Origin of the sequence: Cedecea sp. AS113 (assembly GCF_037152415.1) — a bacterium.
Taxonomy (GTDB): domain Bacteria; phylum Pseudomonadota; class Gammaproteobacteria; order Enterobacterales; family Enterobacteriaceae; genus Cedecea.
Genome location: NZ_JBBCMI010000007.1, coordinates 27,592 through 44,881 on the forward strand (window position 1 = coordinate 27,592; position 17,290 = coordinate 44,881).

The window sequence follows — 17,290 nt, forward strand, 5'->3', positions numbered from 1 at the left end:
GTTTGCATGAAGCCGATACGTTATAACTTCCCATCTGGACTCCATAAGATAAATAATTCATCCGCATGAGCAAAATTAAATCGCTAACGCAACTTACGACGCGCCGCCAGATCCTGCTCACAGGTTTAGCAGCGTTGACGCTAACCGGTATGAACCAAGCGCTGGCAAAGGAAGAAGCCAAATCGCTGAAAACCACCAATTCCCACAGTAAAGTGGCCAAAAAATCCGGGGCAAAACGCATTGTTATGCTCGACCCGGGCCACGGTGGGATTGATACCGGCGCCATCGGCCACAACGGCTCGAAAGAAAAACACGTGGTGCTGGCCATTGCCAAAAACGTGCGCAGCATCCTGCGCAGCAACGGGATCGATGCCAGGCTGACTCGCACCACGGACGAATTTATTCCGCTGTACGATCGCGTTGAAATCGCCCACCAGCACGGCGCAGATCTGTTTATGTCGATCCACGCGGATGGCTTCACCAGTCCAACCGCCGCAGGTGCCTCCGTATTCGCCCTGTCTAACCGAGGCGCAAGTAGCGCTATGGCGAAATATCTTTCAGACAGAGAGAACGCCGCGGATGACGTAGCGGGTAGCAAAGTGAAAGACAAAGATCACTACCTGCAGCAGGTGCTGTTTGACCTGGTGCAGACCGACACGATTAAAAACAGCCTGACGCTCGGCTCGCATATTCTGAAACAGATAAAGCCGGTGCATAAGCTGCACAGCCGCAACACGGAACAGGCAGCCTTCGTCGTTCTGAAGTCGCCGTCCATTCCGTCCGTGCTGGTTGAAACCTCGTTCATCACCAACCCGGGCGAAGAAAAGTTGCTCGGCACCACCGCCTTCCGCCAGAAGATTGCCACCGCCATCGCCTCCGGCGTGATGAGCTATTTCAACTGGTTTGATAACCATAAAGTCCACGGTAAGAAGCGTTAATTTTTATGACTGAGCCCGATATCCACGCCGTAAAACAGTTCCTGCTCTCCCTGCAGGATACGATATGCCAGCAGCTTTCCGCCCTTGATGGCGCCGTCTTCCAGGAAGACAACTGGCAGCGAGAAGGTGGCGGCGGCGGGCGCAGTCGAGTTTTGCGCGGCGGCGCGGTGTTCGAACAGGCTGGCGTGAACTTTTCTCACGTTCACGGCGACGCCATGCCGGCGTCTGCCACGGCCCACCGCCCGGAACTGGCGGGCAGAAGCTTTCAGGCCATGGGCGTTTCGCTGGTGGTACACCCGAACAACCCTTATGTGCCGACCAGCCACGCCAACGTGCGTTTCTTTATTGCCGAAAAACCTGGCGCCGATCCGGTCTGGTGGTTTGGCGGCGGCTTCGACTTAACGCCTTACTACGGCTTCGAAGAAGATGCGGTGCACTGGCACCGCACGGCGCGTGACCTGTGTCAGCCGTTTGGTGACGACGTTTTCCCGCGTTATAAAAAGTGGTGCGATGACTACTTCTTTATCAGACACCGCAACGAGCAGCGCGGCATCGGCGGGCTGTTTTTCGACGATCTGAACAAGCCAGACTTTGACTACGGCTTCCGCTTTATTCAGGCCGTCGGACAAGGATTCCTGGACGCTTATCTGCCGATTGTTGAACGCCGCAAGGATCATCCCTTCGGCGAACGCGAGCGTGACTTCCAGCTCTATCGCCGTGGGCGCTACGTTGAGTTCAACCTGGTGTGGGATCGCGGCACGCTGTTTGGCCTGCAAACCGGCGGGCGCACCGAATCGATTTTAATGTCGATGCCGCCGCTGGTGCGCTGGGAGTATGACTATCAGCCCGAAGAAGGCAGCCCGGAGGCTGCGCTGTATCGTGATTTCCTGCCAGTGAAGGAGTGGGTGTAGCTTTCGCGTTTTTGCCCTCACCCTCTCCCTAAAAGGGAGAGGGGATTTTTAGTGCTCGCTGTCCTCCATATCCCTTTGGGGAAAGATGACTCTATTATCCGCTTTACTCGGTTTTCCCCCTCGCCCCTCCGGAGAGAGGGCGAGGGGGAGTTCAATCACAGCGGTGCGGTTTGCGCCTCCACAACCGCCAGCGCCACCATATTCACAATGCGGCGCACCGAAGCAATCGGCGTCAACACGTGAACCGGCTTCGCCACGCCCATCAGGACCGGTCCAACGGTCACCCCTTCAGAACTCGACACGCGCAGCAGGTTGTAGCTAATACGCGCCGCCTCAACGTTCGGCATGATAAGGATGTTGGCAGAGCCTTTCAGCGGGCTGTCCGGCATACGCTCATGGCGAATACTTTCAACCAGCGCGGCGTCTCCGTGCATCTCCCCGTCAATTTCCAGGTCAGGCGCACGCTCACGCACCAGATCCAGCGTTTTGCGCATTTTGCAGGCGGCTTTGCTGTTGGAAGAACCGTAGTTGGAGTGGGAAAGCAGCGCGACTTTCGGCTCAATGCCAAAGCGGCGCACCGTTTCCGCCGCCAGCAGCGTGATTTCCGTCAGTTCTTCCGGAGTAGGGTCATCGTTCACATAGGTATCCGCGATAAAGGTGTTGCCGCTCGGCAGCAGCAGAGCGTTCATCGCCCCGGCAGCCTTCACGCCTTCGCGGTAGCCAAACAGCTTCTCTACCACGTCAAAGTGCTCGTGATATTCGCCGATTGTCCCGCATATCAGCGCATCCGCTTCACCACGATGCACCATGATCGCCCCGATTACAGTCGTGTTGCTGATCACCGCCCGCTGCGCCTGCTCCTGAGTGATCCCACGGCGCTTCATGATGTTGTAGTACTCGTGCCAGTACTCTTTGAAACGCGGATCCGATTCGTTATTCACGATCTCAAAATCTTTGCCCGGCTGAATTTGCAGGCCCAGCTTTTTGATACGCATTTCGATAACGCTTGGGCGACCAATCAGGATAGGCTTCGCCAGCCCCAAAGTGATCAACTCCTGTGTGGCATGCAGCACGCGCGCTTCTTCCCCTTCGCTTAACACCACACGCTTCGGCTCTTTGCGCGCCTGGGAGAAGATCGGCTTCATAAACAGGTTGGTTTTGTAGACAAACTCTTCCAGCTTCTCGCTGTAAGCATTGAAATCCTGAATCGGGCGCGTGGCCACGCCGGAGTCCATCGCTGCTTTGGCTACCGCCGGGGCAATTTTCACGATCAGGCGCGGGTCAAATGGCTTAGGAATGATGTATTCCGGGCCGAACGTCAGTTCCTGCTCGCCGTAGGCGGAGGCCACCACGTCGCTTTGTTCAGCGTGAGCCAACTCGGCTATCGCATGTACCGCAGCCAGCTTCATCTCTTCGTTAATTGCCGTGGCGCCCACGTCCAGCGCGCCACGGAAGATGAACGGGAAGCACAGCACGTTGTTCACCTGGTTCGGGTAGTCCGAACGGCCGGTACAGATAATGGCTTCCGGACGCACCTCTTTCGCCAGCGGCGGCAGAATTTCAGGCTCAGGGTTAGCCAGCGCCAGAATCAGCGGCGCTTTGCCCATTTTCTTCACCATTTCCTGGGTCAGCACTTTCGGGCCGGAGCAGCCGAGGAAGATGTCCGCGCCTTCAATCACGTCGTCCAGCGTCCGCTTGCCGCTGTCTTCTACGGCATAGGCGGCTTTGGTTTCGGCCATGTTCTCTTCGCGGCCTTTATAAATAACGCCCTTCGAGTCGCAAACCACGATGTTGTGTTTTTGCATTCCCAGCGCGACCAGCAGGTTCATACAGGCGATTGCCGAAGCCCCCGCGCCGGAAACCACCAGCCGTACATCGGTAATGTTCTTTTCAACCACGCGCAGGCCGTTCAGCACTGCGGCGGTACAAATAATCGCGGTGCCGTGCTGGTCGTCGTGGAACACCGGAATGTTCATGCGCTCGCGCAGCTTCTGCTCTATGTAGAAACACTCCGGTGCCTTGATATCTTCCAGGTTAATGCCGCCGAAAGTGGGTTCCAGCGCGGCCACCACGTCGATAAGCTTGTCCGGATCCATCTCATCAATTTCGATATCGAAGACGTCGATACCGGCGAATTTTTTAAACAGGACGCCCTTACCTTCCATGACCGGCTTGCCTGCCAGCGCGCCGATATTGCCTAGCCCGAGCACCGCGGTACCGTTAGAAACCACGCCCACAAGGTTGCCACGCGCGGTGTATTTGTAGGCGGCGAGCGGGTCCTTTTCAATTTCAAGGCAAGGTGCCGCTACGCCCGGCGAATATGCCAGCGCCAGGTCACGCTGGGTAGCAAGGGGTTTGGTCGGAGAAACCTGAATTTTCCCCGGAATTGGAAACTCATGGAAATCGAGGGCACTTTGCTTCAGTTGTTCATCCATTGCATCGTTCCTTTTTGGGTCTTCTTTATTGTTACGTCAGCCGCCTAGTATCACGCGGGCACGTTTCGCAAACTTTGAAGGTAGCCATACTATTAAGATTAGGCGTGATTATTGTTAGCTAACTATAGAACCGATGTTAGCGGCTGCCCCGTCATCGCCCCCATCTGCTATGCTTTTGGGTTATGCAAAGCGTAAGTTTTCACGGCGAGCGACACGGAACGCTCAGGTAAGACGTTGCTTTTTCAAGGAGATAGTAATGAATCAGTTAGACAGCATTAAACAGTACACCACCGTGGTTGCAGACAGCGGTGATATCGACTCTATTCGCCACTACCAGCCTGAAGACGCCACCACCAACCCTTCATTGTTGTTAAAAGCCGCGGGGCTTGAGCAATATCAGCCGCTGATTGATGATGCCCTGGCCTACGGCAAACAGCACGGCGGCAGCAGGGAACACATTGTGGCCGAAGCCAGTGACAAACTGGCGGTCAATGTCGGTGCGGAAATTCTGAAAAGCATTCCAGGTCGCGTGTCTACCGAAGTGGATGCCCGCCTCTCCTACGACAAAGAAAAGAGCATCAGCAAGGCTCGTCGCCTGGTGGACCTGTACGCCGAACAGGGGATCGATAAATCCCGCATTCTCATCAAGCTGGCGTCGACATGGGAAGGCATCCGCGCGGCGGAAGAGCTGCAAAAAGAAGGCATCAACTGCAACCTGACACTGCTGTTCTCTTTTGCTCAGGCGCGTGCCTGTGCGGAAGCGGGCGTTTTCCTGATTTCCCCGTTCGTGGGCCGTATTTACGACTGGTATCAGGCGCGTAAACCGATGGATCCGTATATCGTTGAAGAAGATCCGGGCGTGAAATCCGTGCGCAATATCTACGACTACTTCAAGCAACATAACTATGAAACCATCGTCATGGGCGCCAGCTTCCGTCGTAAGGAACAAATCCTCGCCCTGGCGGGCTGCGACCGGCTGACCATCGCCCCTAACCTGCTGCAGCAGCTGCAGGACAGTGAAGAAGAAGTTATCCGTAAACTGATCCCATTCTCACAGGGCTTCCGCCGTCCGGCCCCCATGAGCGAAGCGGAATTCCGTTGGGAACATAGCCAGGATGCTATGGCCGTGGAAAAACTGGCCGAAGGGATCCGCCTGTTCGCCATAGATCAACGCAAACTGGAAGACCTGCTCGCCGCCAAACTTTAACAAGACCTGGAGTGAAACATGTCATCACGTAAAGAGCTTGCCAACGCCATTCGCGCCCTCAGTATGGATGCGGTCCAGAAAGCCAATTCCGGCCACCCCGGAGCGCCCATGGGCATGGCCGATATCGCCGAGGTGCTGTGGAATGATTTCCTCAGCCATAACCCGTCTAACCCGCACTGGGCCAACCGCGACCGCTTCGTGCTGTCGAACGGCCATGCGTCGATGCTGCTTTACAGCCTGCTGCACCTGAGCGGCTATGACCTGCCGCTGGAGGAGTTGAAAAACTTCCGCCAGCTTCACTCCAAAACGCCCGGCCACCCGGAAGTGGGCTATACCCCCGGCGTGGAAACCACCACCGGCCCGCTGGGCCAGGGGTTAGCCAACGCCGTGGGGATGGCGATTGCCGAGCGCACGCTGGCCGCGCAGTTTAACCAGCCGGGCCATGACATCGTTGACCACTACACCTATGTGTTCATGGGCGACGGCTGCCTGATGGAGGGCATTTCCCATGAGGTATCTTCCCTTGCCGGGACGCTGGGTTTAGGCAAGCTGATCGGCTTCTATGACCATAACGGGATTTCCATCGACGGGGAAACCGATGGCTGGTTTACCGACGACACGGCCAAACGCTTCGAGGCCTATCACTGGCACGTGATCCATGAGATTGACGGCCACGATCCGGCAGCGCTGAAAAAAGCCATCAAAGAAGCCCAGAGCGTGAAGGACAAACCGTCCCTCATCATCTGCCGCACCGTGATCGGTTTTGGTTCGCCAAACAAAGCGGGCAAAGAAGAGGCTCACGGCGCACCGCTGGGTGAAGAAGAAGTCGCCCTGGCGCGCAAGCAGCTCGGCTGGAAATACCCGCCGTTTGAGATCCCAAAAGAGGTCTATCACGCCTGGGACGCCAAAGAGGCAGGCGAAAAAGCGGAGGCCGCCTGGAAAGAGAAGTTTGCCGCTTACGCAAAGGCTCACCCTACCCTGAGCGCCGAATTTAAACGCCGTACCGAAGGTAAACTGCCGGATAACTGGCAGAAAACAGCCCAAAGCTACATTGAACAACTGCAGGCGAACCCGGACAAAATCGCCACCCGCAAAGCTTCGCAGAATACCCTTAACGCCTTTGGTCCGTCGCTGCCGGAACTGCTTGGCGGCTCCGCCGACCTGGCCCCGAGTAACCTGACCATCTGGAAAGGCTCGAGGTCGATTAAAGAGGACACCGCCGGGAATTATATCCACTACGGCGTACGCGAATTCGGTATGACCGCCATTGCCAACGGCATCGCCCTGCACGGCGGCTTTATCCCTTACACCGCCACTTTCCTGATGTTTGTGGAGTACGCCCGTAACGCGGCACGTATGGCGGCGCTGATGAAAGCCCGGCAGATCATGGTTTATACCCATGATTCCATCGGCCTTGGGGAAGATGGCCCGACACACCAGGCCGTCGAGCAGTTAGCCAGCCTGCGCCTGACGCCCAACTTCAGCACCTGGCGGCCTTGCGATCAGGTTGAGGCCGCCGTGGCCTGGAAATCCGCACTTGAGCGCCAGACCGGCCCAACTGCGCTGATCCTGTCTCGCCAGAATCTGGCCCAGATGGACCGTACGCCCGAGCAACTGAAAGCGATCGGCCTAGGGGGTTATATTCTGAAGGACAGCGACGGCAAACCAGACCTCATCCTGATTGCCACAGGCTCTGAGATTGAAATCACCGTCGAGGCCGCGGCAGCATTGAGCAAAGAAGGGCATAAGGTTCGCGTCGTGTCTATGCCGTCCACCGACGTGTTTGATGCTCAGGATGAGGCGTATCAGGAGTCCGTCCTGCCTTATGCGGTTCGCGCTCGTGTGGCAGTTGAGGCGGGTATAGCCGACTACTGGTATAAATACGTCGGTCTCAAAGGCGGGATTGTGGGTATGACAACCTTTGGCGAATCCGCGCCTGCCGGGAAGCTGTTCCCGTTCTTTGGCTTTACGGTAGAAAACATCGTAGCCGTAGCGAAAAAATCACTCGGCAAGAAATAGCCTACACTGCCAGCCCTCTCCTCATGGGGAGAGGGTTCTTCTTATTCCATGAATCCACCCTATTTGGTGACCCACAGCGTCGGCCAGCCGCCCGCTTTATGCCAGCTATCACAGGCAGATTCAGCGCCATAACGCACAAGCCGGAAACGCTGCCCGTCAAAGCGCCAGCGCGTGGCCACGCCGCAATCGCCGGGCCCGCGCCCTTTCGCCAAAGTCGTTAACTCTTTGTTGTGCTCATCAAATCCCACGTTCATCAGCTCCAGCTCTGAACTCCCGTCGGCCGGTACGAAGGGCAACCGCAGGTGAATCGTCCTGGCGACAAACGGCTTTTGCCGGGAGATGACCCAGGCCAGATAAACCACGTTATAGGCACCTGCTTCACAGCTGGTAAGCATCAAGGCTTTATCGTCAGTCAGAGGAAAAACGCGCACTTCCCGGCGCTGCGGATCGAGCGAGCACTGGCTGTTATTCATCCGCCATGTGCCGTAATCCAACAGGTCGTTCAGTTCATCGTGTGAAAGTGGCGTTGTTGGTGCCGTAGCTGCAGCCACTTCTTTGAGCGGTGGAGCCGGAGGCACGCTGAGCGGAGGTCCGTCGCCTTTTTTAATCCATGCGGTTTCGCTGCCGATACGCTTTTGCTGGCTGTCGATAAAGAGTAGCGCCGCTTTGAGCCCGCTGAGTGAAATGATGCCCCTGCCGTCGGCAAGGGTAATTTTATCGCCGTTCATAACAGCGTCTAGCAGACCGTTGATCGCCTCCGGATTATTGGTCATCAAATGATGAGGCGACACTTTCCACTCGCTGGGCTGGATAGCAAGCGGCGCGTCGTCAAACCGCAGCCTCGGTGCTACAGGCGAGACTGTAACGTCCGCACTCTCCATATTCCCCAGGTCGATGCGCAAACTGGCGTCAGTGCGAGCCCCGGCACCCCGGGTAATCGTCATCACCAACCCCTGATGCAGTCCGGTATTACGGGTGCTGCAAAAGTTCTGGTTATTGCAGGTCACCTGCCAGTCGGAAAACTGCTTTTGCGCTGGCGCGGCAAATGCAGCATTGGCTACCAGCAATGCAAGCATAAGCAAGGAGGATGTCCGATAGAACATTGAAGGCTGCCCTAAAAAGCGAAGCGTGAAAAACGTACGATGGTGCGACGTATCTTCGGCCCACGAGACAGCCTGCTCAATCGGATTTGTCGGATAGCTTTATATCAATATTAAAAATCGCAATAACATGATTTTATGGAGTTTTACCCCATAATATTGCGCAACTGTAGCTGTTGAAGCAGTATCACTGTCTTCCCGTCGCGAATGTCCCCATTCTTCACCATCGCCATTGCCTGGCTAAACGGGATTTCCAGCACGTCGATATCTTCATCTTCCACGCCGCCGCCGGCGCCTTCTCGCTGAGAATCACTGTATTCTGCCAGATAGAAATAGACGATTTCGGTCACGCCGCCGGGAGACATATACAACTCAAAGACTTTCTCAACCTCTCCTACCTGAAAGCCCGTTTCTTCCATCGCCTCTTTGCGGGCGCAGACTTCCGGCTCGTCGGCATCCAGCAGCCCAGCACAGGCTTCTATCAGCATGCCGTCTTCATTCCCGTTAACCCAGGTCGCGACGCGGAACTGGCGTGTTAGCACCACACTTTTCTTTTCGCGGTTATAAAGCAGAATGGTCGCCCCGTTGCCCCGGTCATAAACTTCGCGCTTATGACGCACGCTTTCGGCCCCGTTACGAGACAGGTCATAGGTAATATTGCGCAGGATGAAGTAGTTATCAGACAGGACTTTATCTTTGATGACTTCGATACGTAACGACATACGGTCTCCACAAGGCGGTAAGGGAGCTGACAATCATATGCCGTTCTGTGAGCATTGTCGCGTGGCGTTAGGTTTGTTTGTTGGGTGTGTTTTTTGGGGGTGATTTTATTTATGTTAACCAGATAGTAGCTCCGTTCACTTCCAGCCCTTTTTTATATGTAACCCGGCATAGGTGAACGTCTTAGGGGAGTCACCGTCACTCCCCTAAGAACCCGGACTCCCGGCCAAATAAATCGACCGCTGAAGCGGCAAACCTCCGTTTTATCTCCCAGTCCTGGGTCGGCTGAGATGTGTTCCCGACGCTCTCAGCCTCCGGCCGTTCCCGACGGCCGGCCCCTGGCCAGTCGGAGAGAAAACGGAGGCGATTTAAGCCGGAACCGTGCCTCGCTTTAAACCCGCAGCCACTCTGAACGTTTGGATAGCTGCAAGTCTCACAGCCACGCCCTTGTTCCCGGCTCTCAGCGCCCCCGGCTATGACCCAACTCAGGCGGGGTTGAGCTGTCGGGAACAGCGAAAGAGAGCGATCGTCGGGAACGAATCGCGAACGACCCCGAATGTTTGGGTGATAGCCGGTGGGTTTACCGCTTCAGCGGCGATGAGCTCGCCGGGCGCCGGGGGTTGTCAGGGGGCATGGCGTAATGCCCCCTGACACGTTCACCGTGCTCTGAGCGTACATGGGGAATCGATCTACGGGTGAACGGAAATATGCCTGGCTTACAGAAATAAGAAATCCAGAATATTAATCAAAACCCCGCCTCAACCTCTCGCATATCCGGCAGCTTATGCGCTATGCCTTTATGGCAATCAATACAGGTTTTTCCGTCTTTGATCGCCTCATCGTGCATTTTGGCCGCCACGGTTTTCTGCGCGGTGAAATCCATATAGTCGAAGTTATGGCAGTTTCGACACTCCTGGGAGTTATTGTTTTTCATCCGCCGCCACTCGTTTTGCGCCATCGCCAGGCGGTGATCGTCAAACTTCTGCGGCGTGTCTATCAGCCCAAAGGCCTTGGCGTACAGCTCCTTGCTGGCCTGAATTTTACGGATCATTTTCGGCACCCATTCGTGCGGCACATGGCAATCCGGGCAAGTCGCACGCACGCCACTGCGGTTGTTGTAATGCACCGTGCCCATGTATTCCTCATACACGTTATTGCGCATTTCATGGCAGCCGATGCAGAACTCTTCGCGGTTGGACATTTCCATCCCGGTGTTGAAACCGCCCCAAAAAATTATCCCGGCAGCAAAGCCAATCAGCAGCAACGTGCCTAGCGCTAACCGGCTCGGCCTGCGCCACCACTGCCACACGCGTTTAATGATGCCGGGTTGACGAGTTGATTTATCCATAACTTATTTCCCAAACCCTTTGGATGGCTCGAAGGTATTTTCAACAATCGGGGCAACATCCGCCTGGGGCACGTGGCATTGCAGGCAGAAATAGCGGCGAGGCGCCACGTTCGAAAGCACCTTGCCGTCGCTATCCATAAAGTGCGTTGGGCTGACGCGCGGAGCTCCCGTGGTGCGGTAACTTTCAACACCGTGGCACTGCAGGCAGCGGTTACTGGTCGTCGTGACCTGGTAGCCGTCCACGCTATGCGGGATCATCGGCGGCTGGTTAACGTAGTTCAGCGCCATCCGCTGCTGCTGCTTTGGCATCAGCACAGCCCCTTCCGGGGTGCCGGACACTTCAGGCGATTGCTTAAGATCCACGCCAGTTGCCGCCCAAAGCGCACCGCTGACAACCAGAGTGAATGCCGCTCCCCATTGAAACAACGCCTTCATCAGGCCTTGGTTATTCATGATTTAGCTCCCAGGCTCCATCGAATTGTTATTCTGAAAACACCCTCCGGATACTTAGCGATGCCGCGACCGAAGGGCATTGCGCGTTACACCTTCGCCAGCTTTACGGCGCACTTCTTGAAATCCGCCTCTTTGGAGAGCGGGTCGGTGGCGTCGAGCGTCAGGTTATTCACAAGCTGCGCGGCGTCGAAGAACGGCATGTAGACCAGGCCTCGGGGCGGCTTATTGCGGCCACGGGTTTCGACGATGGAAACCACTTCACCACGGCGAGAAATCACCTTCACTTTGTCGCCACGGCGCAGACCGCGCGCCTGGGCATCCAGCGGATGCACAAACGTGACGGCCTCGGGGAAGGCACGATGCAGCTCCGGCACGCGGCGCGTCATGCTGCCGGTATGCCAGTGCTCGAGCACACGCCCGGTAGATAGCCACAGGTCGTACTCCTGGTCCGGGGCTTCTGCCGCCGGCTCGAACGGCAGCGCGAAGATCACCGCTTTCCCGTCCGGTTTACCGTAGAACTTGAAGCCTTCCCCGGCCTTAACGTACGGATCGTGGCCCTCGCTGTAGCGCCACTGGGTTTCTTTCCCGTCGACCACCGGCCAGCGTAAGCCCCGGGCTTTGTGATACTCGTCAAACGGGGCCAGATCGTGCCCGTGCCCGCGGCCAAAGCTGGCGTATTCCTCAAACAGGCCTTTTTGCAGGTAGAAGCCCAGCTCGCGGGATTCGTCGTTTAGCTGCTCTGCTGCCAGTTCGGTCACCGGGAACTTGCGGACCGCATCGCTGGCAAACAGCACGTCGAACAGGGTTTTGTCCCGGTATTCTGGTTTTTTCTCGAGAAGCTCAGCAGGCCAGACATCCTCGACCTTGAAGCGTTTTGCGAAGGTCACAAGTTGCCAGAGATCGGACTTCGCCTCGCCCGGCGCGCTCACCTGCTGACGCCAGAACTGCGTACGGCGCTCGGCGTTACCGTAGGCGCCCTCTTTCTCAACCCACATTGCCGTCGGCAGGATCAGGTCCGCCGTTAACGCGCTGATGGTCGGATAAGGATCGGAGACGATGATGAAATTACGCGGATCGCGCCAGCCCGGCATACGCTCTTCGGTGATATTCGGCCCGGCCTGCATGTTGTTGTTGCACATCACCCAGTACACGTTGAGCTTGCCGTCTTTCAGCGCCCTGTCCTGCGCCACTGCGTGCAAACCCACTTTGGCTGGAATGGTGCCGGCGGGCAGCTGCCAGGTTTTTTCGACGATCTCCCGGTGCTTTTCGTTGGTGACGACCATGTCTGCCGGTAAGCGGTGTGCAAAAGTGCCCACTTCACGCGCGGTGCCGCAGGCGGACGGCTGCCCCGTCAGCGAGAATGGCCCGCAGCCTGGCTGAGAGATTTTCCCGGTCAGAAGATGCAGGTTGTAAACCAGGTTATTCGCCCAGACGCCGCGCACGTGCTGGTTAAAGCCCATCGTCCAGTAGGAAATCACTTTCTTATTCGGGTCAGCGTAGAGCTTCGCGAGCGCTTCAAGCTGGTCTTTCGGCACCCCGCTCATTGCAGCGGTTTTCTCCAGCGTGTACTCGGCGACAAACGTTTTGTATTCGTCGAAGCTCATCGGCTCGGAAGCGTCAGATCCCGGATTCTTCGCGGCCTTTTCCAGCGGGTGCGTCGGGCGCAGCCCATAGCCAATATCCGTCACGCCACAGCGCAGGTTAACGTGCTGCTTAAAGAACGACTCGTTCACCGCGTTGTTCTGAATGATGTGGTTGGCGATGTAGTTCAGGATCGCCAGATCGCTTTGCGGCGTGAAGACCATACCGTTGTCCGCCAGCTCGAAGCTGCGGTGCTGGAAGGTCGAAAGCACGGCAACCTTGACGTTTTCATCGGTCAGGCGGCGGTTAGCGATGCGTGACCAGAGCACCGGATGCATCTCTGCCATGTTGGAGCCCCAAAGCACAAAGGCGTCCGCCTGCTCAATATCGTCATAGCAGCCCATCGGCTCATCCATGCCGAAGGTGCGCATAAAGCCCACGACGGCAGACGCCATGCAGTGACGCGCGTTCGGATCGATGTTGTTCGAACGGAAGCCTGCCTTGAACAGCTTCGCGGCGGCGTAGCCTTCCCACACCGTCCACTGCCCGGAGCCAAACATGCCGATACCGTCCGGGCCTTTCTCTTTCAGGGCGTTCTTGAATTTATCTTCCATCACGTCGAAGGCTTTTTCCCAGCTTACCGGCTGGAACTCGCCCTCTTTGTGGTACTGCCCGTCTTTCATGCGCAGCAGCGGCTGGGTGAGACGATCTTTTCCGTACATGATCTTTGGCAGGAAGTAGCCCTTAATGCAATTCAGCCCTCGGTTGACCGGCGCTTCCGGGTCGCCCTGGCTTGCGACGACGCGGCCGTTTTGGGTCCCCACCAGCACGCCGCAGCCGGTACCGCAGAAGCGGCACGGCGCTTTGTCCCATTTAATGGCATCGGGTTTGCCGACCACCGCACGAGCCACGCCCGGTGCGCTGAGGCCCGCCGCCGCGGCAGCTGCGGCAACGGCATTCGCTTTCATAAAGCTACGACGACTGAGTTTCATGGTGCTTCCTCACCTTGTTCATTCTGCTGGTGATAAACCAGCGACACCGCCAGCACGCCGGAGATATTGCGTGCCCGCTCAATTTGTTCCAGCAGCGTGTTGCTTTCGGCGGCTTCAATAACCACCGCAAGTTTGCCGCTGTCGATATCGTCAACCGCAACCTCGCTGCCGGGCAGCGAGTTGATCGCGCTGCGTACGGCAGCAACATGTTCAGGTCTGGCCTGAACCACCAGGCCGCATACGTGCCAGTCAGTGTGCATTTTGTGGCCTCAGGGTGATGGCTGACGTTGGGCACCCGGCAACACAAGCGCCGCAGCCGTGACAGGCAGACAAAGAAATCTGTGGACGGGAAACGTCCTGCAGAGTGGGGATGAACCGGATGGCCTGCGGTTCACAGGCATCTTCGCAGCTGCGACATTCCACCTGATGCCAGGCCAGACAGGTTTCGCCGAGCTGTAAAGTCAGTGCCCAAGGTTGCGCTGATTGCGGGGCAAAAAGCCGCTGAGGGCAGGCGTCCGCGCACGCGTAGCAGAAAGTGCACTCCCCCCGGCTAAAGTCGATTTCGGGGTAGCCGCCCTGGCCACGGCGAAGCACCCGGCTCTGACAGGCGGTCACGCAGCTATCGCAGCGCGTGCAGTCCAGAAGAAAATGGTTTTCATCGCCGCTCCATGGAGGGCGAACAGCGGGAGTAGAACTGTGCCAGCCCCCGGTCAGCAGGCCACGACGGGTCAGTTTAGCCATTGGGCAGATCCTTGCTCAAAATGCCCGGCCAGGTCGCCACCGGGTAGAAACGTTATTCTTTTTATCCGCGTATTCTCTGCGGTTTTTACGGCACTTAAGGTATGTGATGAGGGGTTACAAAAGCATCCCCATAAAGGGGTAAATGCCGTTGTCGGATCAAAGAGGTGCACGGTTTCGGCGTGACGAGGAGGAATCAGCAGATGTAAGGCAGACGTTATGCTGTCGCAAAGCTTGCGTTAAATACGGCTGCATTTTTCGCGCTGGGGCGAAAAAGTCACCGCCAGGCGTTTGCGTCTCAGGCAGATTCTGGTAGGTTTCGCTCCACCGCATACTTTAAAGGGTTATTCCCCAGTGACAGTCAAACGCTCGGTCTCCACCAGCCTTGCCCGCGCTTTCTTTTCGATTGTTTTGCTGTCATTGCTTTCCACCGGCATCGCAATGCTGACGCTCGCCAGCAGCCTGAAAGACGCAGAAGCGGTGAACATTGCGGGCTCGCTGCGTATGCAGAGCTACCGTCTGGGCTACGATCTTCAGAGTAACCCCAGGGCTATTCCGGCACATTTACAGCAGTTTCAACAGTCGCTGAACGCCCCAACATTGCTGCAGCTTAACCGGTTTTGGGTGCCTGCTGAGGTGCAAGCCCGCTATAACGCTCTGCAGCAGGCCTGGCAGCAAATGCAACAGCATATTCAGAACGAAGACATCGACTGGTACCGCTATAACATTGCCGCCTACGTGGAACAAATCGACCTGTTCGTGCTGGCGCTGCAGCATTATGCCGAGCGAAAAATGATGCAGGTTGTCGCGGCTTCGGTGGTCGGTTTTATCGCTATTTTTACCCTGGTATTCTTCACTTTGCGCCGCATCCGCCAGCAGGTGGTCATGCCGCTCAATACCATGGTGGAAGCGAGTAAAGCTATTGAGCGCGGCGAATTTACCCTCCCGAACCTTGACCGCTCTCTGCCCAATGAGCTGGGTGCCCTGGCACAGGCTTTTATCCGCATGGCGGATGAGCTGCAAAAACTTTATCGTTCCTTAGAGCAGCAGGTGGAGCAAAAGACCCTGCGCCTGCAGGAAGCCAACCGCATGCTCGAAGTGCTGTACAGCTGCTCCCAGGCGCTGAACGTCAGCACCATCAATCGCGACTGTTTCATGCAGATCCTGCAAATCATCCACCAGCATGAGGCGGTCAGCGCCCTGGAAATGCAGGTGGGTGAAAACTGGCGGCTGACGGAAGGCTCCCCGGTCCCGGACGAAAAATGGCATACCCTGCCGCTGGTTCAGCAGGACAGCGCTTTTGGCACGCTGCGCTGGCAGTCACCGGATAAAGCCCCTTCCCAACAGCTGATGAAAAGCGTGGCCACCATGCTGGGGCGAGGTGTGTACTTTAATCAGGCACAAAAACACTACCAGCAACTGCTGTTAATGGAGGAACGGGCTACGATTGCCCGCGAGCTGCATGACTCTCTGGCCCAGGTGCTCTCATATCTTCGTATCCAACTGACGCTGCTCAAGCGCGCGGTGCCCGAGGAAAACCTGCCCGCACAGCGAATTGTCGGGGATTTTTCACAGGCCTTAAACGACGCCTATCGCCAGCTACGCGAGCTGCTCACCACCTTCCGCCTGACGCTGCAGCAGGCAGATTTACCCGCCGCGCTGCAGGAGCTGCTTGAACCGCTGCGCGAGCAAACCCAGGCAGACATTAGCCTGAAATGCAGCATGCCGACTCAGGTTCTGGACGCTTCGCAGCAAATCCACCTGCTGCAAATCATCCGGGAGGCGGTACTGAATGCGATTAAACACGCCAATGCGAGCCATATTGAGGTGGTTTGCCGCTCAGAAAGCGGCGGCGAGCATTTCGCTTCGGTATTTGACGACGGGCACGGGATTGCCAGCCTTGAAGAGCCGGAAGGTCACTACGGGCTGAATATCATGCACGAACGCGCAGGCCGACTTGGCGGCCTGCTGACAATATCCCGTCCGCCAGAGGGCGGAACGCGAGTAGAAGTCCACTTTACCTCTGCGCCTCTGGCTGACGCCGGGAGCCATAACAATAATTAGCTTTATTCAGGAGTTAGCAATGTCTGAGAAAACGGTATACCAGGTTTTAATCGTGGACGATCACCCGCTGATGCGGCGCGGAGTGCGCCAGTTGCTTGAGCTGGACAGCACGTTTACGGTCGTCGGTGAAGCCAGCAGCGGTGCGGAGGCCATCAGTTTAGCGAATCGCCTTTCGCCGGATTTGATTCTGCTCGACCTGAACATGAAGGGCCTGAGCGGCCTCGATACGCTCAACGCCCTGCGCCGGGACGGGATCAGCGCCCGCGTGGTTATCCTGACCGTGTCCGACGCCCGCAGCGATATCTTTACGCTGATTGATGCCGGGGCCGATGGTTACCTGCTGAAAGACAGCGATCCGGAGGTTTTATTGCAGGACATTCACCGCTGCCTGACGGGTGAAAAAGCATTTAGCGAGCAGGTACGCGAGTATCTGACCAACCGTGGGAGTGAGCGGCAGAGCAGCGATCCGTTTGCTATTCTCACTGAGCGTGAGCTGGACGTGCTGTCAGAGGTGGCCCGTGGGCTGTCAAATAAGCAAATTGCCAGCGGGCTGCATATTTCAGAAGAGACGGTAAAAGTGCATATCCGTAACCTGCTTCGTAAGCTGCAGGTAAGGTCACGCGTCGCGGCCACGGTATTATTTTTGGAAAGCCGGGGTTAAAACGACCCAATAAACGGTATGGTTACAAATCCTGCCAATTCCAAAGCATATTTACACTATCTCCTAGATTTCTCCACGTTTGACTAAGCGGTTAAAGCTACAGTGATGCGGTTATTGATAACA

General features: G+C 56.7%; 14 protein-coding genes. 6 read left to right on the plus strand and 8 right to left on the minus strand.

Annotation, left to right across the window (positions count from 1 at the left end; genetic code table 11):
- Positions 1–65 precede the first annotated feature (65 nt).
- Both amiA and hemF read left to right on the plus strand, forming a co-directional pair.
- Positions 66–938 (plus strand): N-acetylmuramoyl-L-alanine amidase AmiA, encoded by an 873-nt coding sequence (gene amiA, locus WFN87_RS10185; protein WP_336982086.1) that lies wholly within the window; start codon positions 66–68, stop codon positions 936–938.
- A 5-nt stretch (positions 939–943) separates the two neighbouring features.
- Complete coding sequence (gene hemF / locus WFN87_RS10190; protein ID WP_008459561.1) at positions 944–1,849, plus strand: oxygen-dependent coproporphyrinogen oxidase; 906 nt, start codon at positions 944–946, stop codon at positions 1,847–1,849.
- 155 nt (positions 1,850–2,004) lie between these two features.
- Here the strand turns inward: hemF and maeB are convergent, their stop codons facing one another.
- Positions 2,005–4,284, minus strand: coding sequence for an NADP-dependent oxaloacetate-decarboxylating malate dehydrogenase (gene maeB, locus WFN87_RS10195; RefSeq protein WP_008459558.1), 2,280 nt, complete (start codon positions 4,282–4,284; stop codon positions 2,005–2,007).
- 256 nt (positions 4,285–4,540) lie between these two features.
- Between maeB and tal the strand changes: the two genes are divergently transcribed.
- Together tal and tkt are read left to right on the plus strand one after the other, a co-directional pair.
- Positions 4,541–5,491 (plus strand): transaldolase, encoded by a 951-nt coding sequence (gene tal, locus WFN87_RS10200; protein WP_336982084.1) that lies wholly within the window; start codon positions 4,541–4,543, stop codon positions 5,489–5,491.
- 18 nt (positions 5,492–5,509) lie between these two features.
- The gene (tkt, locus tag WFN87_RS10205) at positions 5,510–7,510 is read left to right on the plus strand and encodes a transketolase (protein ID WP_336982082.1); all 2,001 of its coding nucleotides are present in this window, start codon (positions 5,510–5,512) and stop codon (positions 7,508–7,510) included.
- A gap of 59 nt (positions 7,511–7,569) precedes the next feature.
- Here tkt and WFN87_RS10210 read toward each other — a convergent pair whose 3' ends face one another.
- From WFN87_RS10210 to napF, 7 genes are all read right to left on the minus strand, one after another.
- A complete protein-coding gene (locus WFN87_RS10210; RefSeq protein WP_336982080.1) occupies positions 7,570–8,613 on the minus strand; it encodes a DUF1176 domain-containing protein in 1,044 nt (347 codons plus the stop codon).
- 143 nt (positions 8,614–8,756) lie between these two features.
- Positions 8,757–9,332: a GDP-mannose pyrophosphatase NudK gene (gene nudK, locus WFN87_RS10215; RefSeq protein ID WP_336982078.1), complete on the minus strand. Its 576-nt coding sequence runs from the start codon at positions 9,330–9,332 to the stop codon at positions 8,757–8,759.
- Positions 9,333–10,075: 743 nt separating this feature from the next.
- Positions 10,076–10,678, minus strand: a complete 603-nt coding sequence (gene napC, locus WFN87_RS10220; RefSeq protein ID WP_008460173.1) for a cytochrome c-type protein NapC — start codon at positions 10,676–10,678, stop codon at positions 10,076–10,078.
- 3 nt (positions 10,679–10,681) lie between these two features.
- Positions 10,682–11,131 carry a nitrate reductase cytochrome c-type subunit gene (napB, locus tag WFN87_RS10225; protein WP_166871960.1) on the minus strand — a complete coding sequence of 150 codons (450 nt, stop codon included), beginning with the start codon at positions 11,129–11,131 and terminating at the stop codon, positions 10,682–10,684.
- Positions 11,132–11,217: 86 nt separating this feature from the next.
- Positions 11,218–13,704 carry a nitrate reductase catalytic subunit NapA gene (gene napA, locus WFN87_RS10230; RefSeq protein WP_336982075.1) on the minus strand — a complete coding sequence of 829 codons (2,487 nt, stop codon included), beginning with the start codon at positions 13,702–13,704 and terminating at the stop codon, positions 11,218–11,220.
- Positions 13,701–13,964: a chaperone NapD gene (gene napD, locus WFN87_RS10235; RefSeq protein WP_039295845.1), complete on the minus strand. Its 264-nt coding sequence runs from the start codon at positions 13,962–13,964 to the stop codon at positions 13,701–13,703. Before napD ends, napA begins: the two co-directional genes overlap by 4 nt.
- Positions 13,954–14,445 (minus strand): ferredoxin-type protein NapF, encoded by a 492-nt coding sequence (gene napF, locus WFN87_RS10240; RefSeq protein ID WP_336982073.1) that lies wholly within the window; start codon positions 14,443–14,445, stop codon positions 13,954–13,956. Before napF ends, napD begins: the two co-directional genes overlap by 11 nt.
- A 351-nt stretch (positions 14,446–14,796) precedes the next feature.
- Here napF and narQ point away from each other — a divergent pair, with 351 nt between their 5' ends.
- A complete protein-coding gene (narQ, locus tag WFN87_RS10245) occupies positions 14,797–16,506 on the plus strand; it encodes a nitrate/nitrite two-component system sensor histidine kinase NarQ (RefSeq protein ID WP_336982071.1) in 1,710 nt (569 codons plus the stop codon).
- Positions 16,507–16,525: 19 nt separating this feature from the next.
- A complete protein-coding gene (gene narP / locus WFN87_RS10250; RefSeq protein WP_166871949.1) occupies positions 16,526–17,167 on the plus strand; it encodes a nitrate/nitrite response regulator protein NarP in 642 nt (213 codons plus the stop codon).
- Positions 17,168–17,290: the final 123 nt, after the last annotated feature.